This is a genomic window from Methanogenium cariaci JCM 10550, from assembly GCF_001315945.1.
Taxonomy (GTDB): Archaea; Halobacteriota; Methanomicrobia; order Methanomicrobiales; family Methanomicrobiaceae; genus Methanogenium; species Methanogenium cariaci.
The window spans coordinates 139,858-162,251 of record NZ_BBBG01000001.1 but is presented as its reverse complement, the minus strand read 5'-3'; the positions used below and the strand labels follow the sequence as shown (position 1 = coordinate 162,251).

Annotated in this window: 23 protein-coding genes and 8 pseudogenes; 15 read left to right on the top strand and 16 right to left on the bottom strand. The window is 55.4% G+C overall.

The genetic code is table 11. The features are described from left to right. Positions 1–131 precede the first annotated feature (131 nt). The 13 genes and pseudogenes from JCM10550_RS01050 (at position 132) to JCM10550_RS00995 (ending at position 10,795) form a co-directional block, all read left to right on the top strand. Positions 132–581: an NfeD family protein gene (locus JCM10550_RS01050; RefSeq protein WP_062396378.1), complete on the top strand. Its 450-nt coding sequence runs from the start codon at positions 132–134 to the stop codon at positions 579–581. 4 nt (positions 582–585) lie between these two features. Further along, positions 586–1,705, top strand: a pseudogene (locus tag JCM10550_RS01045) (SPFH domain-containing protein). A gap of 232 nt (positions 1,706–1,937) precedes the next feature. Beyond that, positions 1,938–3,536: pseudogene (locus JCM10550_RS01040) on the top strand (CTP synthase). A gap of 6 nt (positions 3,537–3,542) precedes the next feature. After that, a pseudogene (guaA, locus tag JCM10550_RS01035) lies at positions 3,543–4,475 on the top strand (glutamine-hydrolyzing GMP synthase). A gap of 69 nt (positions 4,476–4,544) precedes the next feature. Beyond that, a pseudogene (locus JCM10550_RS01030) lies at positions 4,545–5,646 on the top strand (acetylornithine/succinylornithine family transaminase). Next, positions 5,627–6,713, top strand: a pseudogene (locus JCM10550_RS01025) (histidinol-phosphate transaminase). The pseudogenes JCM10550_RS01030 and JCM10550_RS01025 overlap by 20 nt, the downstream one beginning before the upstream one ends. Beyond that, positions 6,710–7,222, top strand: coding sequence for an adenylate kinase family protein (locus JCM10550_RS01020; RefSeq protein WP_062396377.1), 513 nt, complete (start codon positions 6,710–6,712; stop codon positions 7,220–7,222). Before JCM10550_RS01025 ends, JCM10550_RS01020 begins: the two are co-directional and overlap by 4 nt. Continuing rightward, positions 7,219–7,822, top strand: a pseudogene (locus JCM10550_RS01015) (CDP-alcohol phosphatidyltransferase family protein). The gene JCM10550_RS01020 and the pseudogene JCM10550_RS01015 overlap by 4 nt, the downstream one beginning before the upstream one ends. A 226-nt stretch (positions 7,823–8,048) precedes the next feature. Further along, positions 8,049–8,363, top strand: coding sequence for a hypothetical protein (locus JCM10550_RS01010; RefSeq protein ID WP_157199799.1), 315 nt, complete (start codon positions 8,049–8,051; stop codon positions 8,361–8,363). Beyond that, on the top strand, positions 8,342–8,866 hold the full coding sequence (locus tag JCM10550_RS01005; protein WP_062396373.1) for a hypothetical protein: 525 nt from the start codon (positions 8,342–8,344) through the stop codon (positions 8,864–8,866). Before JCM10550_RS01010 ends, JCM10550_RS01005 begins: the two co-directional genes overlap by 22 nt. After that, positions 8,863–9,024 (top strand): hypothetical protein, encoded by a 162-nt coding sequence (locus tag JCM10550_RS17835; RefSeq protein WP_157199798.1) that lies wholly within the window; start codon positions 8,863–8,865, stop codon positions 9,022–9,024. Before JCM10550_RS01005 ends, JCM10550_RS17835 begins: the two co-directional genes overlap by 4 nt. Positions 9,025–9,748: 724 nt before the next feature. Next, entirely contained in the window at positions 9,749–10,198 is a 450-nt protein-coding gene (locus JCM10550_RS01000) for a hypothetical protein (RefSeq protein ID WP_062396371.1), read from the top strand. A gap of 150 nt (positions 10,199–10,348) precedes the next feature. Then, positions 10,349–10,795, top strand: coding sequence for a hypothetical protein (locus JCM10550_RS00995; RefSeq protein WP_062396369.1), 447 nt, complete (start codon positions 10,349–10,351; stop codon positions 10,793–10,795). A gap of 137 nt (positions 10,796–10,932) precedes the next feature. Here JCM10550_RS00995 and JCM10550_RS21255 read toward each other — a convergent pair whose 3' ends face one another. From JCM10550_RS21255 to JCM10550_RS00965, 6 genes are all read right to left on the bottom strand, one after another. Then, complete coding sequence (locus JCM10550_RS21255; protein ID WP_245618564.1) at positions 10,933–11,412, bottom strand: hypothetical protein; 480 nt, start codon at positions 11,410–11,412, stop codon at positions 10,933–10,935. A 178-nt stretch (positions 11,413–11,590) separates the two neighbouring features. Further along, positions 11,591–11,791 carry an HD domain-containing protein gene (locus tag JCM10550_RS21250; protein WP_245618563.1) on the bottom strand — a complete coding sequence of 67 codons (201 nt, stop codon included), beginning with the start codon at positions 11,789–11,791 and terminating at the stop codon, positions 11,591–11,593. Between the two features lie 37 nt (positions 11,792–11,828). Beyond that, positions 11,829–12,062: a hypothetical protein gene (locus tag JCM10550_RS21245; protein WP_245618562.1), complete on the bottom strand. Its 234-nt coding sequence runs from the start codon at positions 12,060–12,062 to the stop codon at positions 11,829–11,831. A 27-nt stretch (positions 12,063–12,089) separates the two neighbouring features. Then, positions 12,090–13,511: an MATE family efflux transporter gene (locus JCM10550_RS00975; protein ID WP_062396362.1), complete on the bottom strand. Its 1,422-nt coding sequence runs from the start codon at positions 13,509–13,511 to the stop codon at positions 12,090–12,092. A 236-nt stretch (positions 13,512–13,747) separates the two neighbouring features. After that, positions 13,748–14,005: a hypothetical protein gene (locus tag JCM10550_RS00970; RefSeq protein WP_062396360.1), complete on the bottom strand. Its 258-nt coding sequence runs from the start codon at positions 14,003–14,005 to the stop codon at positions 13,748–13,750. Then, entirely contained in the window at positions 13,993–14,307 is a 315-nt protein-coding gene (locus JCM10550_RS00965; RefSeq protein ID WP_062396352.1) for a hypothetical protein, read from the bottom strand. Before JCM10550_RS00965 ends, JCM10550_RS00970 begins: the two co-directional genes overlap by 13 nt. Before the next feature lie 149 nt (positions 14,308–14,456). Here JCM10550_RS00965 and JCM10550_RS19445 point away from each other — a divergent pair, with 149 nt between their 5' ends. Together JCM10550_RS19445 and JCM10550_RS00955 are read left to right on the top strand one after the other, a co-directional pair. Continuing rightward, a complete protein-coding gene (locus tag JCM10550_RS19445; RefSeq protein ID WP_062396350.1) occupies positions 14,457–14,864 on the top strand; it encodes an ion transporter in 408 nt (135 codons plus the stop codon). Continuing rightward, the gene (locus JCM10550_RS00955) at positions 14,755–15,375 is read left to right on the top strand and encodes an ion transporter (protein WP_083475201.1); all 621 of its coding nucleotides are present in this window, start codon (positions 14,755–14,757) and stop codon (positions 15,373–15,375) included. Before JCM10550_RS19445 ends, JCM10550_RS00955 begins: the two co-directional genes overlap by 110 nt. Here the strand turns inward: JCM10550_RS00955 and JCM10550_RS16590 are convergent. The 10 genes and pseudogenes from JCM10550_RS16590 to JCM10550_RS00915 all read right to left on the bottom strand — a co-directional run bounded on the left by JCM10550_RS16590 (position 15,335) and on the right by JCM10550_RS00915 (position 22,343). After that, on the bottom strand, positions 15,335–15,532 hold the full coding sequence (locus JCM10550_RS16590) for a hypothetical protein (RefSeq protein WP_083475200.1): 198 nt from the start codon (positions 15,530–15,532) through the stop codon (positions 15,335–15,337). The genes JCM10550_RS00955 and JCM10550_RS16590 overlap by 41 nt on opposite strands. Continuing rightward, positions 15,483–16,475 carry a nitrogenase component 1 gene (locus JCM10550_RS00950; protein WP_062396347.1) on the bottom strand — a complete coding sequence of 331 codons (993 nt, stop codon included), beginning with the start codon at positions 16,473–16,475 and terminating at the stop codon, positions 15,483–15,485. Before JCM10550_RS00950 ends, JCM10550_RS16590 begins: the two co-directional genes overlap by 50 nt. Continuing rightward, positions 16,468–17,520 carry a nitrogenase component 1 gene (locus JCM10550_RS00945; protein WP_062396345.1) on the bottom strand — a complete coding sequence of 351 codons (1,053 nt, stop codon included), beginning with the start codon at positions 17,518–17,520 and terminating at the stop codon, positions 16,468–16,470. The genes JCM10550_RS00950 and JCM10550_RS00945 overlap by 8 nt, the downstream gene beginning before the upstream one ends. Then, a pseudogene (cfbC, locus tag JCM10550_RS00940) lies at positions 17,480–18,308 on the bottom strand (Ni-sirohydrochlorin a,c-diamide reductive cyclase ATP-dependent reductase subunit). Before cfbC ends, JCM10550_RS00945 begins: the two are co-directional and overlap by 41 nt. A gap of 51 nt (positions 18,309–18,359) precedes the next feature. Further along, entirely contained in the window at positions 18,360–18,869 is a 510-nt protein-coding gene (locus tag JCM10550_RS00935; protein WP_062396343.1) for a YqhA family protein, read from the bottom strand. A 77-nt stretch (positions 18,870–18,946) separates the two neighbouring features. Further along, on the bottom strand, positions 18,947–20,017 hold the full coding sequence (locus tag JCM10550_RS00930) for a TrkH family potassium uptake protein (protein ID WP_281175198.1): 1,071 nt from the start codon (positions 20,015–20,017) through the stop codon (positions 18,947–18,949). Further along, positions 19,969–20,433, bottom strand: coding sequence for a potassium transporter TrkG (locus JCM10550_RS24060; protein ID WP_281175197.1), 465 nt, complete (start codon positions 20,431–20,433; stop codon positions 19,969–19,971). Before JCM10550_RS24060 ends, JCM10550_RS00930 begins: the two co-directional genes overlap by 49 nt. A gap of 131 nt (positions 20,434–20,564) precedes the next feature. Continuing rightward, positions 20,565–20,969 (bottom strand): desulfoferrodoxin family protein, encoded by a 405-nt coding sequence (locus JCM10550_RS00925; RefSeq protein WP_062396342.1) that lies wholly within the window; start codon positions 20,967–20,969, stop codon positions 20,565–20,567. Between the two features lie 15 nt (positions 20,970–20,984). Further along, positions 20,985–22,179: pseudogene (locus tag JCM10550_RS00920) on the bottom strand (FprA family A-type flavoprotein). Then, a complete protein-coding gene (locus JCM10550_RS00915) occupies positions 22,179–22,343 on the bottom strand; it encodes a rubredoxin (protein WP_062396340.1) in 165 nt (54 codons plus the stop codon). The pseudogene JCM10550_RS00920 and the gene JCM10550_RS00915 overlap by 1 nt, the downstream one beginning before the upstream one ends. Positions 22,344–22,394: the final 51 nt, after the last annotated feature.

The window sequence follows — 22,394 nt, the reverse complement described above, 5'->3', positions numbered from 1 at the left end:
CACTATTATTCCCCCCCGATATTCCACCACCCCCCCCATCCGTTCTCATATTTTTCAAACCGTCCCCCCCGCCGACAGGCATTCCCTCAATTATCTTTATACCCTCCGAACCTGCATGTAGCAATGGAATCATGGAAATATTAGTTCTTGGATGGATTCTGATCTTAATCGGAGTCATACTGCTTTTAGTCGAAGCCTTCAACCCGGGATTTTTCCTCGCGGTCCCCCCCGGCACCACCCTGATTATCATCGGTGCCATCTCCCTGCTCTTTCCGGAGATCTTCAGTTCGACATGGATCATCCTGATAGGCATTGTGACCGCACTTGTTGCGGCAGGCGCCAGTGTATGGCTGTATGCACGGATTACCCCGGATAAGGTGCCGTCCACGATAAGTGGCGATTCTCTTGCCGGGAAGACCGGCAGGGTAACAACAACCGTGGAGCCGGATACCATCAAAGGAAAGGTCGTCATCGGCAATGTGGACTGGAGTGCCCGGTCTGCAGACGGCAGTATCGCTGTGGGAAAAAAAGTCCGCGTCGTGAAATCCGTCGGGGTGCACGTCGTCGTTGAGGAGATATAAAATTATGGCATTAATTGATTTGGGAAACACCTTCTTCACCATCATTCTCGTACTCGCAATCATTCTCATCTTTGCAAAAGGTGTGGTGATCGTGCAGCCCTACCAGCAGGCGCTGGAAATCAGGCTGGGCCAGTATAAAGGCCGGCTGAACCCGGGATTCCGGTGGGTGATTCCCTTCATCACGGATATCATCAAGATTGACCTGAGAACACAGGTGATGGACGTCCCCCCGTCAGGAGGTCATCACCAAGGATAACTCACCCACCAATGTGGACGCCATTGTCTACGTCCGGGTGGTTGACCCGGAGAAGTCCGCCTTTGAGGTTGCGAACTTCCGTATGGCCACCGTGGCTCTTGCCCAGACCAGTCTGCGTGGCATCATCGGTGACATGGAACTCGATGAGATACTCTATAACCGCGAACTCATCAACAACCGTCTGCGTGACATTCTCGACCGTGAAACCGACCAGTGGGGGGGAGTAAAGGTCGAGCGGGTGGAGATCAAAGAGGTGGATCCGGTCGGTGCCGTCAAACAGGCAATGACCGAACAGACCGCAGCAGAACGGGAACGCCGTGCTGCTATCCTGCGTGCAGATGGTGAGAAACGCTCGGCGATTCTCACCGCAGAAGGGATGCGACAGTCGATGATCCTCGAAGCAGAGGGTGACCGACAGAGTAAGATTCTCCGGGCGGAGGGTGACCGGAAATCCCGTATCCTGCAGTCACAGGGTGAGGCGCAGGGTCTGCGCATCCTCTCTCTCGGTTCACGGGCACTTGACCGGAAGGCCATTACGGTGCTCTCCCTTGACGCCCTCAAACAGATGGCAGACGGTCAGGCAACAAAAATCATCTTCCCGTTCGAACTCTCCGGACTCATTAAACAGAGTGCAAAGTTCCTCGGCGAAGAGGCAGAGGTGCTCGTCGACGAGGACTGGAAGGATATTTTACTGGACGACTCCATCCTCGGCAAGTCCCCCCCTGCCGAAGAGGGCATCGAGGATGCCACAGATTATGTAAAAGAGATCGAGAAGAAGATTCAGACACTGGAAGACCCGACCACCCCCCCGGTGAATCTGGATGCATCCGTAGAACCGTCAGAACCTCCGCGAACAGAACGGGACTAACCTTGTTTTTCCCCCCCGTCTCCTTTTTTCCGGAAACACATTCACCTGAGACGAGGCACTGCACTGCACCGGCAGGTTTTCTCTTTCCGGACCCCCCCTGTTCCCGGGCACACGATCATACCGCACCCACCTTCCGGTAACCTCAATGATAAAGTGCGGGTACATGCAATAATATAGGCAAGGAGTAACGGTCGGCACTATATGCTCCGGTCGGGAAGGGGGGGAAAATCAGGTGAAATATATTGTTGTAACGGGCGGGGGGGTGATGAGTGGCCTGGGAAAGGGCATCACCACCGCATCAATTGGCCGTCTGCTAAAAAACCGTGGGTATGCAGTTACCGCGGTAAAAATCGATCCGTACCTGAATATTGATGCAGGTACGATGAACCCCCCCGGTCAGCACGGAGAGGTATACGTCCTCTCGGATGGTGGCGAGGTCGACCTTGATCTGGGAAATTATGAGCGGTTCTTAGACATTGAACTCACGTCCGCCCATAACATCACCACCGGAAAGGTCTACCGGGAAGTCATCGAGAAGGAACGGCGTGGAGATTATCTGGGCGCAACAGTCCAGATCATCCCGCATATCACCGCCCAGATCCGGGAATCCATCGCGCATGCCGCGACAATACCGGTCGCACCGGGTGAAGTCCCCGAGATCTGTCTCGTGGAGGTCGGTGGCACGGTCGGCGATATCGAGAGTATGCCGTTTCTGGAAGCGGTGCGCGAGATGCGCGCAGAACTCCCGAAAGAGGATATGGCCCTTGTCCATGTCACGCTGGTCCCCCGCGGACAATATGGGTGACCACAAGACCAAACCGACCCAGCACTCGGTGAAGGCACTGCGGGAACTGGGTCTCCAGCCGGATGTCATTGTCGGCAGAAGTGACTGTATCATGAGCGCTTCCACCAAGAGGAAAATTTCCGCATTCACGGATGTGGCAAGCAAAGCGGTGATCAGTGCGATCACCGCACCGGACATCTATCTGGTGCCGATGGAGATGGAGAAGGAAGGGCTCGCAGAAGTGATCACCGAACAGCTCCACCTGAAGACACACGAACCGGAGAACAGCTGGTACACCCTGATCAACCGGGAGAGTACCGCCCGCGTGACCATTGCCATCGTGAGCAAGTACGGTATCGAGGATGTTTATATCTCCATTAAGGAGTCCCTGAAGCATGCCGGGTTTGCCCTTGCAACCGAAGTGGATATCCGGTGGCTGGATGCAGAGACCTTTACCACCAGCGAACTCGCCGATGTGGACGGCATTCTGGTGCCCGGCGGATTCGGTCACCGGGGTATTGAAGGAAAAATCCGGGCCATTGAGTATGCCCGGACCCACGGGAAACCCTATCTGGGTCTCTGCCTCGGCTTCCAGCTCGCGGTCATCGAGTTCGCCCGCCATGTGGCAGGCATAACTGACGCGACCAGCGAAGAGATGGGGCCCGGCAGTCACGTCATCGCCATTCTCCCGGAACAGGAAGGGGGGGTGGAAGATCTGGGTGGCACGATGCGCCTCGGAAACTGCACCGCAGATCTTCACAAAGGCACCCGTGCATGCACTTTATAACACCGGGACCATCATTGAACGGCACCGCCACCGCTATGAGGTAAACCCGGAATATATCGAACGCCTCGAGGATGCAGGACTGGTCTTCTCCGGCAGATGCGGGCCGCGGATGGAGACCTGTGAACTGAGCCAGGACGCGTTCTTCCTCGCGACCCAGTTCCACCCGGAATTCAAATCAACCCCCCCGACACGGCCATCACCCCCCCTATGTCGGCTTTGTGCGGGCATGCCGTGAACAAAAAATACAGAATCAGGAGTAAGCAATCATGGTAAAAGCAGAGAAATTTATCGAGGAAGCAATCGCGGATATCCAGAAGAAGGCCGGAGATGAATATGTCGTCATGGCACTCTCCGGCGGTGTGGACAGTTCCGTCTGTGCAGAACTGGCCAAGCGGGCGATAGGCGATCGCCTGATCCCCCATCTACGTGGATACCGGCCTGATGCGAAAAGGAGAGAGCGAACAGATCAAAGCACTCTTCAGTGACATCAACCTGAAGATGGTTGATGCAAGTGAGGAGTTCATCTCCGCCCTCTCAGGCGTGACCGACCCGGAAAAGAAACGCAAGATCATCGGCGAGAAGTTCATCCGGGTCTTTGAGCGTGAGGCACGCGAGACAAAAGCGGCCTACCTTTTACAGGGCACCATTTACCCGGACATCATCGAGAGTGAAGGCGGCATCAAGAGCCATCACAATGTCGGCGGTCTGCCTGTCGACATCAACTTCAAGGGAGTCATCGAACCCCCCCTGGTGGACCTCTACAAGGATGAGGTACGGGAAGTGGCAGGCGCTCTTGAGATGCCCACCGCAATCCAGCACCGCATGCCCTTCCCCCCCGGCCCCCCCGGTCTTGCTGTCCGCTGTGTGGGCGAGGTGACCGAGGAAAAGATCGCCATCGTCCGCGAGGCAAACGCCATCGCCGAGGAAGAACTCGTCGAACAGTTCTCCCGTGGCAGTGCCTTGCCGCAGTCATCGGTCTCGGGACCGGAGTGAAAGGAGACATCCGCCTTCACGGCTGGATTGTCGCCGTCCGTGCGGTATACTCCCGTGACGCAATGACCGCAGAACCGGTTGAAGTTCCGTGGGAGAACCTGCACCGCATTGCATCACGAATTACGGCAGAGATTCCGGGCGTATCCCGTGTGGTCTACGACATCACCCCCCCCAAACCCCCCCCGGCAACAATCGAATACGAGTGAATATAGAAAAAAGAGGAAGCGAAAAAAATGGTACAGGACGAATACCGCGATATGTGTGAGACATACCTGATGCGCAACTTTGGCCGTCACATGCTGATTACGCACGGCAAAGGGGCACGGGTATGGGATGATGAAGGGAATGAATACATCGACTGTGTGGCAGGCATTGCTGTCTGTTCCACCGGCCACTGTCACCCGAAGGTTTCAGAAGCCATCTGTCGTCAGGCAAAAGAGCTCATCCACATATCAAACCTCTTCTACATCCCCGGACAGGCAGAACTCGCAAAACGGATTGTAGAGAAGTCAGGCATCAAAGGAGGCCGGGTCTTCTTCTCCAATTCCGGCAGTGAGGCCGTTGAAGCAGCCGTGAAACTGGCCCGTGTCCGCACCGGCAAGAAACGGTTCATCGCATTTAAATCCGGGTTCCACGGACGTACCTTCGGTGCCCTCTCCCTGACACACAAGGAAGACTACCGTCTCCCCTTTACCCCTCTGCCGTATGACTGTTCATTCGTTGAATACGGTGACATCGAGGGCCTGAAGGCCGTGATGGACGATACCGTTGCCGGGGGTAATCCTGGAACCGGTGCAGGGCGAGGCAGGAGTCTTCCCCCCCGCACCGGACGGGTTCCTGGAGGCGGTGCGCAGCGTGTGCACCGAGAATGACGCGCTCATGATCATCGATGAGGTGCAGACCGGATTCGGACGGACCGGTACATGGTTCGGCTTCCAGCACGCAGACATCGAACCTGACATCATCACGATGGCAAAGGGCATCGGCTCCGGGTTCCCGATGGGTGCGATCGTCGCCCGTGAGGGACTCGAATTTTTACCCGGCGAGCATGGCGGCACCTTCAACGGTGGCCCGCTCGCCTGTGCCGCGTCACACGCCACACTCGATGTCCTCGAAGAGATCATCGGCGACATTGAACGCAAGGGCCAGCGCTTCCGTGACGGACTCGCCGCTCACCATCCCCCCCGCCAGAGGGGGGGCCTTATGATCGGCGTCACCCTCGGAGATCGCTGTGCACCGGTGAAGGATTATTGTGAGGAACACGGAGTGCTGGTCAACTGCACCAGCGGAAACCTTCGCCTCATCCCGCCGCTCGTGATCACAGACGAGGAGATCGACCAGGCGGTCAGAGTTATCAATGAAGCACTTGATTCGTAAGGATTTTCTCAAAGAAGGCTACGTCTTTGCAACACGGGCAGCAGAGATTGCCCGTGCTGCGGGGGGGCACACCCGCCCGGCACGTCTGGCAAGCAACGAGAACCCGTATCCACCGTCACCGAAGGCAGTCAAGGCGGCAGCAGATGTGCTGCCCCCCCACGCCAACCGTTACCCGGACGAGACCAACAAAGAGTTCATTGACGCACTGAAGAAGCGTCACGGTGACTACCGGTTTGTCGCGAGTGTCGGGATGGACGGGATCATCGATACGGTCATCCGCACCCTCATTGCAGACGGTGACCAGGTCGCGGTGGCAACCCCCACCTACTCCTACTACGGGCTTGCGGTGCAGGCACAGGGAGGAACGACCGTATCCGTGCCCCGGAAGGCCGACTTCTCCGTTGACCCGGAGGCATTCTGCAGGGATGCGGCGGGGGGGACGAAGCTTGCCTTCCTCTGCACCCCGAACAATCCGACGGGGGGGACGACAGAGACCCCGGAGACAATCGCTGCAATCTGTGAAAATTATGAAGGAATCCTCTTCCTTGACTGTGCGTATATCGAGTTTGACGGAACCGACTACCGTCCTTTGATGAAGAGATACCGGAACCTGATCATCGGCAGGACGATGTCCAAGGCCTATTCGCTTGCAGGTCTGCGGGTCGGATACGCCTTTGTGCCGGAATGGTACGAACCAATATACCAGCGGGCAGCCACCCCCCCCTTCACCCTCAACATGGTCTCACAGGCAGCCGCCACAGCGGCACTGAGGGACACCGTGCATGTCAAAAAGATCGTATCCGTCGTTCAGGAATGGCGGCAGCGGTTCATCGACGAATGCCCGTATCCGGTCGTGCCCGGCGGGGCAAACTTTGTGATGGTGGATGTCGCCCCCCCGTAAGGCGGATGACGTGGTGACGGAACTTGCCCAAAAAGGGGGGGTCATCGTCCGGTCCTGTGCCAGTTTCCCCCCCGGTCTGCCGGACCACTATATCCGGGTCTCCATCGGAGAACCGTGGGAGAACGAAGCCTTCATCGCCGCAATAACCGACATATACCAGCCATGATGACCGCACTTACCGGGACACCCGGCACCGGAAAAACGACCATTGCAGCACTCCTCACCGCCCGCAATATGCAGGTGGTGTCACAGAAGGAAACGATGGCACCCTACATCCTCGAACATGACGCTGAACGCGACACCGATATCATCGATGATGAGGCATGGGTGGACGCCTTTGTGCCGGTGGAGGGCATCATCGAAGGCCACCTCACCCATCTTCTGCCCGCAGACCGGGTGGTGGTTCTGCGCTGCCGCCCGGATATCCTCGCCACACGCCTGAGAGCACGCGGCTACGCGGAAGAGAAGGTGCAGGAGAATGCGGAGGCAGAGGCGCTGGACAGTATCCTCATCGAGGCGCTGGAAGTGCACCCGGAGACGCATGTCACCGTGATCGATACAACGGAACAGTTGCCTGAAGAAACCGCGAATGCAATCGAGGCATTTATCCGTGGTGATGCACCACATAGCTTCACACTACCCGACTGGTCAGAATATTTAGGAAGACGTGTATGACAGTTGACAACCTCCGGCCCCCCCGTGTGCAATGGATCGTCGAACCCGTAGCGAAGGGTATGGCGAAAGTCGGGTTCACCCCCCCGAATGCCTGTTCGGTGATTGCCATGCTCGCGGCGGTTGCCGGGGGAGCGGCATTTTATTACGAAGCGTCCCTCGCGGGCGTCCTCTTTGTTCTTCTCAACGCCTTCTTTGACGGGGTGGACGGGGCGATTGCCCGGGTCACCGGCACGGCAGGGATGAAAGGCGACTTCCTTGACCATGTCATCGACCGGTATGCCGACATATTCATCATCACCGGCATATTCGCAGGGCCTCTTGCCTCGCCTTTCATCGGGGGTCTTTGCCCTCACCGGTGTGTTGATGTCCTCCTACCTTGGCACACAGGCACAGGCAGTGGGCGTGGGCCGGGTCTACGGCGGTATCCTCGGCCGGGCCGACCGTCTGCTCCTGTTGATCATCTTCGGCATCATTGCCGCATTCATTCCGGGAGCGGTGTATGCAGGCCTCACGGTGATGGACGGGATGCTCATCATCTTCGGTGTCCTCGGACATATCACCGCCCTGCAGCGGTTCCACGAGACCTGGAAACAGCTCTGATATTTTTTTATTTTCCTTTTTCTCCCCCCCATTTTCGGGAACGATTTAAACCCGGAGTTACCTGTCCGGGCTCCGGTCACCATACTACTATTGCTGCAAAGAAGGAGGGGGGGATACTCTCTCCCCGAAACAAACCGTTTCAGTCAAAGGTAACCAGATCGGGTGTCCGAAACGGTTTTATCCGCTGCTGAAAGATTAAGGGCAGATGTATGGGGGGGTGCATAAAATGGCAAAAAAATCAACACCGATTCTCCTGTTGCTTGCGGCGCTGGTAATCATCGTAATCGTCTCAATATATCTGTCATCGGTATATCTTTCCGGCGGAATACCCGGAAGTGCAAACGTTGGATCACCGGTAATTGTCTCCACCGGTTCCGGCACCGTATATCGTATATCTGCACCGATGCCGACGGTCAATGAGACGTATCCGGTGTACAGAACGGTCACTCCGGTCGTAACAGAAAACTACGTCAGAAAAATCGCAAAAAATTTCAGTCTTGAGGGGGGGAGGTCTCAACGATGGGTTCCGGGATTCTCCTGATAAAGGATACCGCGAAAGAGCCGGAAGAGCGGGTTGAAGTCTTTCAAAATTCCGGAGGATTCCGGTATACGATTCCGGATAAAATGTTTCCAACCGTGGATCATCAACCAAATTTACCCTCGGATGATGAAGCAAAAGTGATTGCCGAAACATATTGTTCGGGCCGGGGGGGTCTGCTCTCTGAAGGAGAGTGTTTCGATAACGTGTCGGTCTGTTTCCGTCAGGGTGCATGGGATGCAGGAAAAGAGATCAGTTCCTATAACGTCACCCTTGCGGCTCAGTGCAGGCAGACCATCGATGATCTGCCGACAGTAGGCGGGACAACAACGGTCTACATTGGCGAAGCGGGTGAAGTGGTGGGGGGGGTGACGAAAACATCCCGCGAACGGGAGGAAAACCCGGTCCGGTATTCCAGCATCATCAGTCCAGAGCAGGCGATTGAAGAACTGGCAGCGGGAACGGATGTCATTACCCCGCTGGGGGGGGAAATTACGACAACGTGACGATAACAAACATCTCACTTGCGTACTGGATTGAACCTCTGGCCTCTTCCCAGGAATATGTGTATCCGGTGTATGTCTTTTCGGGAACAGCAGAAGGGAAGGGAGAAAGCTATCCGGTCTCCCGATACCTGTGGGCAATTCCCTCTGCAAAGAGATAGTAATTCTCTCTTTTTTATCGGACAATCAGGAAAGGAATGAAAACCTACGGGGGGGGACAGGGGGGGGAAGACGTTTGCACTTTTGCACCTGCTTTGCACCCAAATACGGGCAAAAGTGTAACCATAAAAAACGACCAAAATGGCGGGCATTTTTGTACAGGAGGTAATAGGAGAGATAGATGTACAGAGAGTATGATACGTTTGCACACATATTCAATAACATACAGCAATCCCGGAACCTTTGGTAAGGGGGGGAATGGGTGTCTGTCTGATCCCGGTGCGAGTGTAACTGACACGGATAAAACTGACGATTGTAGCTCAATTTTGAATTAAGATTCGTATAATCCGTCAAATGCTTGCACCTCAAAGTGTAACTCTGAAAAAACGAGTGTAAATGTGCAAACAAAGAACACCAGACGCACCCTCCCACTCCCATACAACAGGTCAGAAGGGGGGGGAGTCAGGATACAAGCAAGACCCGCATATCATGGGACGACAAATCGATAGTGATTCATCATTATGAATGGTCCGAATACAACGGAACCGTCTCCAATATTGGTCAGTCCGCATGAGGGCTGCGTTCTCTGAAACAGCATACCGGACCCGGTGTCCGAAACGGTTATCGTTGTTGGTGAAAAACTGATGACTATCAGGGGGGGATTCACCAGAATGAAACAGGACACCGGAGTGCACCACACCAAAACCGGAAAAAAGAGGCATCGTCATGGAGACTGAGGACGAGAGCATTACGGCATCCAATAGAGCGCTCCTTATTACCATCGCTGCAATCGCGGTTATCGTCTTAGGTGGAATATTCCTGTTATTTTACTCAACCATACTATATCATGAACAGCATGTCATTGCAGTAGCTCGTCCTGACTTTGAATCCGATAGTGTAGTACCGCGTCACATCACATCGGATGACTTCAAAGAACATCCCGCACTGGAGGAATTAATCGTTAAGAGAAAATTAGTATTGGTATCATATGGGTTGTTCTGGGATGTTCTGCTCCGTATTGATCCCCCCCGATCCCACTACCACACGGCAGGTCAGAAGGGGGAGTCAAGGTACAGCAAAACCCGTATTTCATGGGACGAGAAAAATATATTGATTCATAATTATACATGGTCCGAATACAACGGAACCGTCTCCAATATTGGTCAGTCCGCATGAGGTCTGCATTCTCTGAAACGGCGTACCGGATCCGGTGTCCGAAACGGATATCCCTGTCGGTGAAAGACTGATGACTATCAGGGGGATTCACCAGAATGAAACAGGACAACGGAGTGCACCACACCAAAACCGGAAAAAAGAGGCATCGTCATGGAGACTGAGGACGAGAGCATTACGGCATCCAATAGAGCACTCCTTACAACCATCGCAATAATCGCGGTGGTTATCATAGGTGCAATAGTCCTGTTATGTTATTTCATAATACTAACCGGAGAAGGATTTGTCACTGCAGGACCTCATCCTCGTATCAGTGATGGAGATGCCGCCCGCTGCGAAATCACTCAGGAAGATTTCAAAGAGCATCCTGCACTCAAAGAACTGATTGTTCAGAGAAAATATGTCCTCTTTTCGCATGGAGTATTGCTCGACCTCCTCGTCCGCATTACTCCCGGGACCTATTCCTTCTCGGCAGTTCATGATCCGGGTTCCCGGTACAGCAAGAGAGTAATTTCATACGAGGAATACCGTGTATTGGAGAATCAGTATTCCGGGTGTGCATACAACGGCACGGTTTACGCTATTGTCCAGACTGCATGAGGGTTACACGGCACCGCTCTTTTGGTGCCGTCAATACGTTTCCATTTTTCAGAATGAACCCGTCCTTTGAGCATGATTCCGGAAGTGCCGCTTTGGTATCAACAGTTCCCGCGGAATGGATTCAAAATATTTGTCGGTCATGCCTGCGATATAGTCCCGCACCAGTTCTGCGGGCGATGCCGCCGCGATATATGCCGGGGGGGAGACATGCTCCGCCCGGATGAGATCCTGGTAGATAAGAGAGTCCGTGTGCTCCTTTTCGACGTCGGAGAGGAACCGTTCAAACTCAAAGGCAAAGAGTTCGTTGATCGTATCATCTGTGCATGCAGAACGGCATTCTCATAGATCTGCGCATAGTTGTATTGTTTGAGTGCCTGCACGCAGGCCGATACCTCCGGTGAAAAGCGAACCTCCCCCCCGCGATTGAAACTACCGGCGATGACATCCCGGCAGACCGTGTCGATGATCGACGCGTTATATCGGCGGTGGTCTCCTTTCAGGGAGAAGGTTTCCCGGCATTCATTGGGCAGACCGGGAAGGGACGAATCAAGACAGCCAATCTCAATCGCGTCCTGCAGGTCACGACCCAGATACGCAATGGTGTCTGCAACCCGCACCACACAGCCTTCGAGGGTGCCGGGTGCGGGGGGGTCACCGCCTTCGAGCAGCTGTGTTTTTTTCCGGGAGAGGTCGCAAAGCCGGTGATTGGGTCAGGAGAAAGCTGGGAGTTGTGCACTTCCCCCCCGTTATGGCAGAGGATGCCATCTAAAACCTGCAACGTGAGGCGGGTGTCCTCTATCGTATCGAGAAACTGCACGCTCTGCACGTCATGACGAAACGGGCCGATATGATGAATCTTGCAAAGAGCGGAGAGGCACTCCTCCCCCCGAAGTGGCCGTAGGGCGGGTGGCCGATATCGTGGCCGAGGGCAATCGCCTCGATCAAATCCTCGTTGAGGGAGAGGGCCCGGCCGATCGTCCGCCCGATTTTTGCCACCAGCTGGATGTGGATCGCCCGGTGGGTGATATGCTCGTTATCTAAGAGATAGAAGACCTGGGTCTTGTCGATATACCGGGAGAAGGCCCGTGAGTGATGATGCGGTCAACATCCCGGAAAAACGGCGGCCGGATGACCCCCCCGTCCTCCGGAAGCCCCCCCCGTCCCGCCGGATGGCCGCATCGTCACGGCAGGCATGAGAAGAGAGCAGCGCCGCCTTCTCCTCCTGTCGCCGGATGATCTCTTCCAACTGTGCACCCATAATCTCCATACTATCTGCATTGCCTGCCACAGCACATTAAACTGATTCCTCCGGAACACTTCCCCCCCGCCGGATGAGCATTTTGGTATAGATGCGTGCCCAGACAAATCCAATACCGGCACCCACGGTATTCCCGATGACAAGCCCCCCCCACCAGATACCCATGATGCCCCCCCAGCCGAAGGTGACCGCCAGAAGATAACACGAGACCACCATCATAACGATGGTGCGGATGAGCGTGATCACAAGAGAGTCCATGCCCCCCCTGCCAAACCCCCCCTGAAGAAGAGAGGCAGAAAAGATACCGAAACTTATCGCAGGGAAAAAGAAGCAGACCGTCTGCAGGAAGGAAACAAGACCGGGATAGAGGTGGGCTGCATCCTCACTATAGCTGAATACCTGGGCGATATACGGGGGGGCGCCGAGGTAGACGGCGACCGTGACGATGAGACTGATGAGAAGCCCCAGGCGGATGGCATAGAGGTGTCCCTCCTCTGCCTTGCGGATGAGGCCCGCCCCGTAGGCCGCCCCCCCACAGACCGAGACGACCGCTGTTGAAATGGCAATAAGAGGGGGGGTGATACCGATTGTGATCACCCGCCAGCCGGTGACATAGATGGCGACACCGTCTGTCGTGGCCACCATGAGAATGATCAGGTTGAGGGCAAACGTTGTCAGTGCCATTGACACATGCTGAAACGAGGCGGGTATGCCAACCTTCAGAATCTCCCCCCCGGTGATCGGCCGGGAAAACGAAAACCCGGCAAAGGTGATCTGCACATGGGTATCCCGTTTCACAAAGATCCACCAGAATATCGGGATACAGGCAGTGATGAATGCGACCACCGTTGCCCATGCCGCACCTTCGACACCCAGCCCCAGCCCGTAGATAAAGATCGGGTCGAGGATGATATTCACCAGAGAACTGACGAGCATCACATACATCGTCCGTTTTGCATCGCCCTCACCACGGAGGAGAGCGCTGCCGATGGCAAGAAAGAGAATAAAAAACGTGCCCATGAAGGTGATGTCGGCATAGCCCGTGGCCATCGCAGCGACCGATGTCTCCCCCCCGAGAATCGTCCCGAAACTGCCGGTAACCAAGAGCCCGGCGATGGTGATCAGAACCGAGAAGACAAGAACCAGCACTGCGGTGTGGGCGGCAACACGGTTTGCTCCTTCATGGTCCCGCATGCCGATATGACGGGAGATGGCCGACCCCCCCACGCCGACCCCCCCCATGCCATTTGCAAACCCGAAGACCGCAAAGAAGAACGGAAAAAAGAACCCGACCGCCGCAAGTGCGTCGGCACCAAGGCCCACCACCCAGAAGGCATCGGTCAGGTTATAGACAGTCTGGAGCAGCATACCGATCATCACCGGCCAGGCAAGGCTGCGGATGGCCGGTTTCGGGTCTCCGAGGAGGGTGGCAACACCCGCTTTCATCGGACCGGTCATACCGTGCCCTCTGTTCGACCAAGAGCCGGAGAACCGGTGCGGGGGGGATTGCAACACCCACTCATATTATTGGAATCTGACCGCAAAAATGATAAATCTGCGCAGGAGAGGACAATATCACCGCAGTGCAACAGCTTCCAGGAGAAAAGCCCGCATCGCATTCACAAGAGCCCGGGTTACTCGGGGGGGATATGCCTTTGTATATCTAACCGTGAAAAAAGGGGGGGGAAGCAGCCTCAGGCAAGGGCAAGACAAATGAGGCAGACAACCGGGGGGGGAATGACCAGGTTGTCCTCAATGGGTGAGACAAGTTCTGCGATGCCCGCCACAACCGCTGCCACCGCCGCAGTGAGAGGGGGGGGCAAAAGAACTACGAGAGGGATACATGCCGCAATGATACCTCCCGCCGTGCCCTCCCAGGATTTTCCGTTGAAGATCCGGTGCCGCCCGAAATGCAGCCCCCACAATCGTGCTGAGAGAATCAAGAACCGCAAGGGTGAGCACCCCCCGCCACGACATATTCCACCGGGAAGAAGATCAGACAGAACAGGGCAGACAGCACAAAACAGACCGCGCCGTATCCCGGCATCCTTCCGGTGCGTTCGAGATTCTTCACCATCGCTGATGCCACCGGCACCCGGTAGCCGCGGTCCACCAGATCGATGAGCACAAACCCGCCGAAGAGGCCGAGGGCAAGCCCCCCCATGATGGCATACTCTCTGCTAAGGAAAAAGATCCCCAGGGCGATGAGGACACCAAACCCCAGATGCACCAGCTGACGGCCGTCTTCATTCATTGTTCGGTATTTGCGATACCAGCGGATAAATTCGCCGGAAATACCTTGCAGACAACAAAACAGGAAGACAAATACAGGCGGAACCGGAGAAGACCCGACCAAAACCCTGAATAAATCTGATAAAAAATACTACAGAGGAAGATGAACGGATGGGTCGGATAAAAACACGGGTATTTGAGATCGTATCCTCAGCCAAAGAGGATGACAAAACCAGCCTCTGGTTTGATATGCTGATCATCTTCCTCATCCTCATCAGCGTGGGAGAGTTAATTCTGGTAACTGTCCCCCCCGGTATGCTGTTTCGCCATTTCTGGCTGTTTGCCACCATTGAAATTGTCACGGCAGTGGCATTCACCATTGAATACCTCCTCAGGATGTGGTCATGCACCGTCGATGACCACTATAAAAAACCCATTATCGGCCGAATCCGCTACGCCCTGACCCCCCTTGTCCCTCATAGACCTCATATCCATCCTGCCCTACTATATTCCCTTCCTGATCCCCCCCGGCGCCAATGTCACCTTCCTGCGGACACTCAGGGTATTTCGCTTCTTTAAACTGGGCAGATATTCCCGTTCGTTCCAGCTCATGATCAAGGTACTGGAGCGAAACCGGGAGTCACTGTTAGGTACGGTCTTCATCATCATGGTGGTGCTTATTATTGCCGCCTCCCTGATGTACCAGATTGAATTCACTGCCCAGCCGGAGGTCTTCTCCAGTATTCCGGAGGCGATGTGGTGGGGGGGCATTGTCACGATTGCGACCATCGGATATGGGGACATGGTGCCGATAACCCCCCCGATGGGCAAAGCACTGGGCTTTGTCATCTCCCTTGTCGCATCGGCCTGTTTGCCCTCCCGGCGGGTATCCTTGCATCCGGATTCTCCGAGGTCATCAAGGAGGAAGAAGAGGAAAAAAAGAAAAAAAATTCAGAACAATATCACAATACAACAAATGAATATGATATCTGTCCTCACTGCGGACGGGAAATTCGTCCGGAAGACCGACAAAAATAATATTTGGAAATTCAGCATTCTTTTTTTTCTGCGTTCACCACAGACTCGATGAGCCAGAGGACACCCTCAGTGCCTATCAGCGGGCGGTGGCAGAGCATGGAGCTTTTGCGGATGGGCGTGGTGATCTGCACAAAGGGCACGCCCGGTGCAAGGGTCGCTTCATACCGGGACCCGAGGATCAGATCCGGATCCCCCCCTGCCGCGATCATCCGTTTCACCGCCCCAGATCCGGGGGGCCCAGGTGCATAACGAGCCCTCAGGCGGCTGGTTGCGGGCACCCGCACCGCATATCTCCGCATCCAGAAAGGTGGAAAAGAGGTCGGCAGCCATATCGATGTAGCCGGCCATCCCGAAGAGCGCCACCCGCGGCGGGTCGTTGACGCGGAGGTAGCGGTCACATGCCTTGACCACCAGTTCTTCCGTCTCCTCACAGATATCCGTGACCGGGCCACTATCTGCATCCGGAAAGAGATCAGACAGGGCACAAAAGGTGCTCTCTATGGCATCCAGCCCGCAGAGTGAGCCGACGGACTGCCCGATGCCGGAGGCCACATCAGGAAGCGCGGTCACCGTCATCTCCGCCGGTTTCATGGCGGAGGCCAGCGTATCGGCACAGTAGCGGGCCGCAACCGGTATACCTGCACAGGCAAGCAGGCGTTCGGCCTCCATCCGGTTTCCGACGGCAAAGGGGGGGTCGGTTGATATGAGCCCGTCGATGTTCACCCCCCCTTCCCGTGACGGGTCCGTCTCCGTGGGGGGGAGTGCGGCCAGTGCGAGCCTATAGCCGTCCGTCATGTCACCACAATAGCCGGGGGGGGCATCGATGATCAGGGGGTCGCACCCGGCACAGTAGGGGGGGCCGAGGTCTTCACCGATGGTCGCAGGCACACAGGTGTTGATGACCACAATCTTCTCGCTGAAGGGCACCAGAGCCTCCGCCACCTCGTGCAGGCGCTCACCGGTACCGAAGATCACCTCGTCCTCGACAAGATAGGTGCAGTTGACAGGATCAGGTATGAGCGAGTCTGCAAAGAAGTAGCAGCCCGACGCCCCGTGTATGATGACGCCTGCCCCGTCCAGCCCGGCCATCGCCGCAGCGGCGCCGACCATCGCACAGGGCCAGAGGGGGGGAGTAGTACAGGGTTTAGCCATTGATAAACCTCCGCCACTGCCGGAGCATCCGCCGCAGACCGAGGGTGCCCACCGGCATACAGAAGGGGGGGATGGGAATAACCGTGCCTTCCTCGGAGACCCGGATACCCACGGCCTTTGCCACCTCGGCAAACATATCCATCTCTGCCGACTGGAACCCGAATGAGTCAAAGGTTACATACTCACCGGCCAGATCTGAGAATTCATCCGCCAGTCCGGCCTGCTGCTCTTCTTCGGCCCGGACCGCATCCGTGGTGTCACGACCGGTGAGACGGCCCGCATCCCGGATGAATTGAAGGGTTGCCGAGAGTCCGACCGGAAACTCAGGAAGAGAAGGGATGCCGGTACATGCATCGAAATGCCGCCCCCCCAGTACGCCGCATTTGTCCTCCCGGAAGAGGTTCAGCCCGGCATCACCGAATTTCCCGATATCCTCCACCGTGATGTCACGCACATACCGGATGTTCACGTCAAGGTCGAGCATGCCGAGGAGGCGGGAAACTTCCTGAAAATTGTCCTCCGCCTCAAACTCCAGATTCTTCTCACCGATGATATTTACTTTTCCGGGGTTTTGTTCTCCGGGGGGGGTGATAAAAGACGAAAGTGCAGTGAGGGTCCCGGTATAACCGTCCACAAAGGTGCCGCCGAGAAACCCGGAACTGGGCACATAGATGACCGGGCAGTCCCACGGCTGGCTACAGATACCTGCTACATCATCCCCGATGGTCTCGGAGACGCAGGTGCTTGCGACCACCACCGCAGCCGGATCATCGGCACAGACATCGGTCAGCACCTCCTGGAGTGCGTCCTCACCGCCGAATATAATCTCATTCTCACCAAGACCGGTGGAGACGATTTCCGGGATGCGGAATATATCGTGTTCGGCAAGGGTGGTGTGCAGGAGTGAGGCATTGATATGGCTGCAACCGTCCGGGCCATGGATCAGGGTCACCGCATCGGTCAGAAAGGCACTGACCGAGAGGACACCCATGACCGTACAGCCCTCAAACCGTGAGGTGCGACCGGGCAAGCTCTTCAAGTTCATGCATCTCGAGTGGGGGGGTGGGAATAGTATACGTGGTGTTTTCCATGATCTCACGCGCCAGTTGCCGGTAGACCTCCGCCTGTTCCGACTCCGGTGCGTAGTCGATAACCGTGCGCTGGTTCACCTCGGCAACCTGAACGATGTTCGCACGGGGGGGGATATAGGCGATCATCCGTGAATTCACGCGTTCGGCAAATTCACGCACCAGTGCCTCCTCGCCGGGGATATTCTTTGAATTGCAGATGACACCGGCAAGGGAACAGACACTGCGTGTACGCCGGGAGAGACGGGCGATTGCCTTGCAGATGTTGTTTGCCGCATAGAGCGACATAAACTCACCCGAAGTCACGAGGTATATCTCCTGTGCGTAGCCGTCACGCATGGGCATTGCAAACCCGCCGCAGACCACGTCACCGAGGACATCATAAACGATCACATCGCCATAGAGTGCCTCCAGACGCTGGAGCAGCTGAAAGGTGGCGATGATGCCACGGCCCGCACAGCCGATGCCCGGTTCCGGTCCGCCTGCCTCGACACACCGGATACCCCCCCATACCCGGTGAAGACCGCGTCAGAGACCGCGATATTGGCATCACCATGTTCACGTACAAGATCAAGGACGGTCGGAATCCACTCCCCCCCCACATCAGCATCCGGGTGCTGTCATGTTTCGGGTCGCACCCGATCTGCATGATATCCAGCCCGCAGTCAGAGAGAGCTGCCGAGAGATTTGCGGATGTGGTGGACTTCCCGATACCACCCTTCCCATAGAGGGCGATCTGTTTCATTGACTAAAGTTTAGTTGTGCGTGCTCTTTATTCCTCCTGATGGAGAACGGGTCATTCCCCCTGCCGGAGCAGCATCAGGCTGACCGAGAGCAGAAGTATCGCTACCGGCAGAATGAGATTTTCAAGGGTTAGGTTGGCATAGCCGGTCTTTGTTGCCGTCTCAAGAAAATGTACAAAAAGGATGAAGACGATGACCTCCCCAAGGATCATCTTCAGCTGAAAGATACTTTTGATTTTCAGCCATCCGGGAAAACTCAGCCGTTCTTTGTCCTCATCTTCCACGAGAAAGAGATACCAGATGCCATAGGCAAAGATCATCATCACCAGAGCAAAGAGAAAGACATCAATAGCCTGCGCCAGTGACACCGTTGCAAGGTCGCCCGGTGTCAGGTATTCGGGAAGAACGTCCTCACCAAAAAACGCATGCCCGTAGAAATAGTAGACAAATGCCGATATGGTCTTTTCAACACCGATAAAAAACATCAGCACCGAGCCGAGAAGGGAGGAAATCGCCGCAACCGTTACCAGATAGCGGATCTTTGTGAAATATTGCCAGACCATTTTATCTTCAGCCTCCTCCGTGCCCTCAGAGTAAGACGTTCTTTTGCGGCAATAATGATTTCCTCACCCCCCCATCCTTACCACTCAAACCCGCGAATGAGACCGATAAAGAAGACCATCACCGCCATCACCTCAAGCCTCCCCAGCCACATCTGGAGAATGAGCACCAGTTTTGACCAGACGGTCAGATCAGGGGGGGATATAAAACCGGTGGATATGCCGTTGTTGCAGGTGGCGGAGATCACATCAAAGATCACGAGGGTCGTATCAATATCGGGCTGTTCAAAGTGCATGATGATGACAAGGGCAAAGAGAATCGGCAACAGGAAGAGCACAACGGTGAGCATATTCCGTGAAACAAGGAATTCAGCCTCTGCCCGCTGAAATGTTTTGCCATTATAACGCAGAGGAAGCAATGCCTTCGGGCTGACAAACGACCGTTTGAACCACCATTTGATCCCTTTCAGGCCGATAAGGATGCGGGAGAGTTTCACCCCCCCTCCTGAGGTACTACCGGATGACCCGCCGATAAAGACCAGTATGGAGAGAAAGAGCACCGAGACCGGTTCCCAGATGGCAAGATCCGCGGACTGGAACCCGGTGGATGTGACCGCCGCGGATGCCATAAAGAGACCGGTTATGAGTGCAGACCACTGGTCCAGACCGTTAAATACGATCAGGTCTGCGGTGATGATGACAAAACCCAGAAGGATCAGCAAAAAGAGCAGCTTTGCCTGTTCATCCTTAAACAGACTGACCTCCCGTTTCCGGTACATCAGATAATATATCTTGAAGGGCAGGGCTCCCGCAATCATCACGGGTATGATGAGCAGTTCGAGGATGCGACTGTCGTAGGCCGGGATTCCCCCGGAATGGATGGTAAACCCACCGGTCGATATCGCCGTCATGGCAATATTGATGGCATCCCAGAGTGGCACGCCGGATAGCAGGATCAGGAATACTCCTGCAAGGGTGAGGATCAGATATATCCGCCACATCTGTGCCCCCCCCTGTTCCACCACACTCGGCATGAAGGCATCACTGCGCCCTTCCATGCGTTCGGTACTGTAGAGACGGTGGCGGGATATAGAGGAACGGTTTAAGAGGGCGACCGTGAACGCCACAATTCCGATACCCCCCCGAACCATTCCATCAGAGTGCGCCAGAAAATAAGGGTGTGGGACAGGGCATCCACATCAGGGGGGGCCATCGTCATCCCGGTATCCGTCCACCCCGACATCGCCTCAAAGAAGCCGTCAATGTAGGGCATGTCGGCACCGAAGACAAAGGGCAGTGCCCCCACAAGGGCACAGATCAGCCAGATGGCAGCCACCGAGAAGAGAGACATGGAGAGACGCGGTTCCCGGTCTGTTGCCGGAAGCCGGATCAGAACCGTCCCGAGACATATGAGAACCACCGGTACCGATGCCATCGGAAGGAGCATGTCAAATTCCTGATAGATGAGGGCAACGACAAGGGGGGGAATGCAGGTGCCGGCACCGATATACCGGAGGATTGTGCCGATATCCGTGGTCAGGGTCAGGTACTGGTGAAGACGGTCCATACGCATGTACACATTGCGGGAGTGCGGCTATTATGCTTTTGTTCCGGAACACAAAGCAGGATTATACCTGCATCACCGCAGACATACGGAAAATACCAAAAAAATGAGAATCGGGATGACGGGAATCTGTTTCAGCGGTTGACCCAGAGGTTGTGAACATTGCAGCATTCATACGCCTTTACGTCCGTGTCCGGGCAGGGGGGGAAGAAGGCTTCCGGTGCATCACCGGGTTTCAGATAATGGATCATCAGATCGGCACCGGCCTGCACAGCGATCCACATGATGTAATGCTCATCTGCCATCGGATGGGGTGTTGATCCGACTTTGACTCGTATCCCACCCTCCACCTTCTCAATAATAGGGACGTGCTTCTCGGTGGCAAAGTCTGCCGTCTGTTCAGAGAGTTTCTCCACCTCAGTGCCGGCACAGCTGACCGAGAGGGTATCTTCAGATGATAACAGACACATGCCGGGATCCATTTCCATGATCGTGCCGCCGCATCCGGGGCACTTGTAAAAAACAGGGTTTTTTTCCATCAGGTTCGCCTCTTTTCAGACGAGGTGATGATCCTGATGGCGTTTATAGATTTCGTCTGCCAGACCGATTACCGCGACCAGCTCCTGTTCGCCGGGTTTTCCTTTGATATACACCGGGTCAAGCATCTCTGCACTGAGTTTCGGCATCATATCTCCCAGCGTCTGCACGGTCTTTCCTCCCCCCCAGCCGAATGAACCGATGACTGCCATATACCGTGCCTTCGGCTTGAGAATATTGGTGAGAAACGCAATATGTGCCGCTTTGGGGGTGCGGCCCGAAATGAACGGTCGGGGTACCGATGACAATGGTCGTGGCATCGATGAGGTCCATGGCAATCATGCCCGGTGATGCGGTGCCGAGGTCGTAGGGACGCACCTGAATGCCCCGCTGGATCAGTGCCTCCACCAGCCGGTCCACCATCCAGCGCGTACTTTCATGCATGGACACAAAGGGGGGGATGATCACGAGATTTTTGCCCTCTTCTGATGACCAGTCCCGGTAGAGGGACATGATCTCTTTCGGGTCACGGTATACCGGCCCGTGGCTCGGTGCGATCACCGCCGGTCAAGAGTATCCACCGCATCCAGATAACCGCGGATCTTGCCCCCGGAAGGGTTGCATGATAACGGCAAAATACCGTTTTGCAGCCTCATGCAATCGGCATGAACCGTCAGAAAAGACGTCTGACGTGGCAAGGTGCGAACCAAAGAGATCACAGGAGAAGAGGATGCGGTCTTCCGGCACCCAGGTCACCATCGTCTCCGGCCAGTGCACCCACGGCATCGGATAGAAGACAAGGGTCTTATCCCCGAGAGAGAGGCAGTCATTCTCCTCCACTACCATGATACGATCTTCCTCAATTAAGACCATGGAACAGAGCAGCTCTTTGCCCTTCTCCGTTGTGACAACGGCTGCCATCGGAAAGAGTTCAAGCAGCAGCGGAAGCGAACCGGAGTGGTCCTGTTCCGCATGGTTCGCCACGATATAGTCTACGGAATCAACCTTTGCCCGGATGAGATTTGTCACATACTCCTCATCAAATCCTGCTTCCACGGTGTCGATGAGTGCAGTCTTCTCGCTTCCCCCCCGGACGACATAGGCATTGTATGTTGTCCCGTCCGGAAGGTCCATTAGGTTATCAAACGCGGTCCGGTGCCAGTCAATCACACCCACCGCCTCGATGCCGGGAAGAATCTCACGTACGACCATCATTTCACCTCACTGAACTTTGTCTTCGCTGCACCACAGACCGGGCAGCACCACTCCGCCGGGATATCAGCAAACGCTGTCCCGACAGACACTCCTTCGTCACCTTTCTTCGGGTCATAGATATGCCCGCAGACCATACACTTCATCCGGCATGCTGTATCCATCTCATTATCTCCTGTTCCGGCATATCCCTACAAAAAACAGGTTTGTCCGGA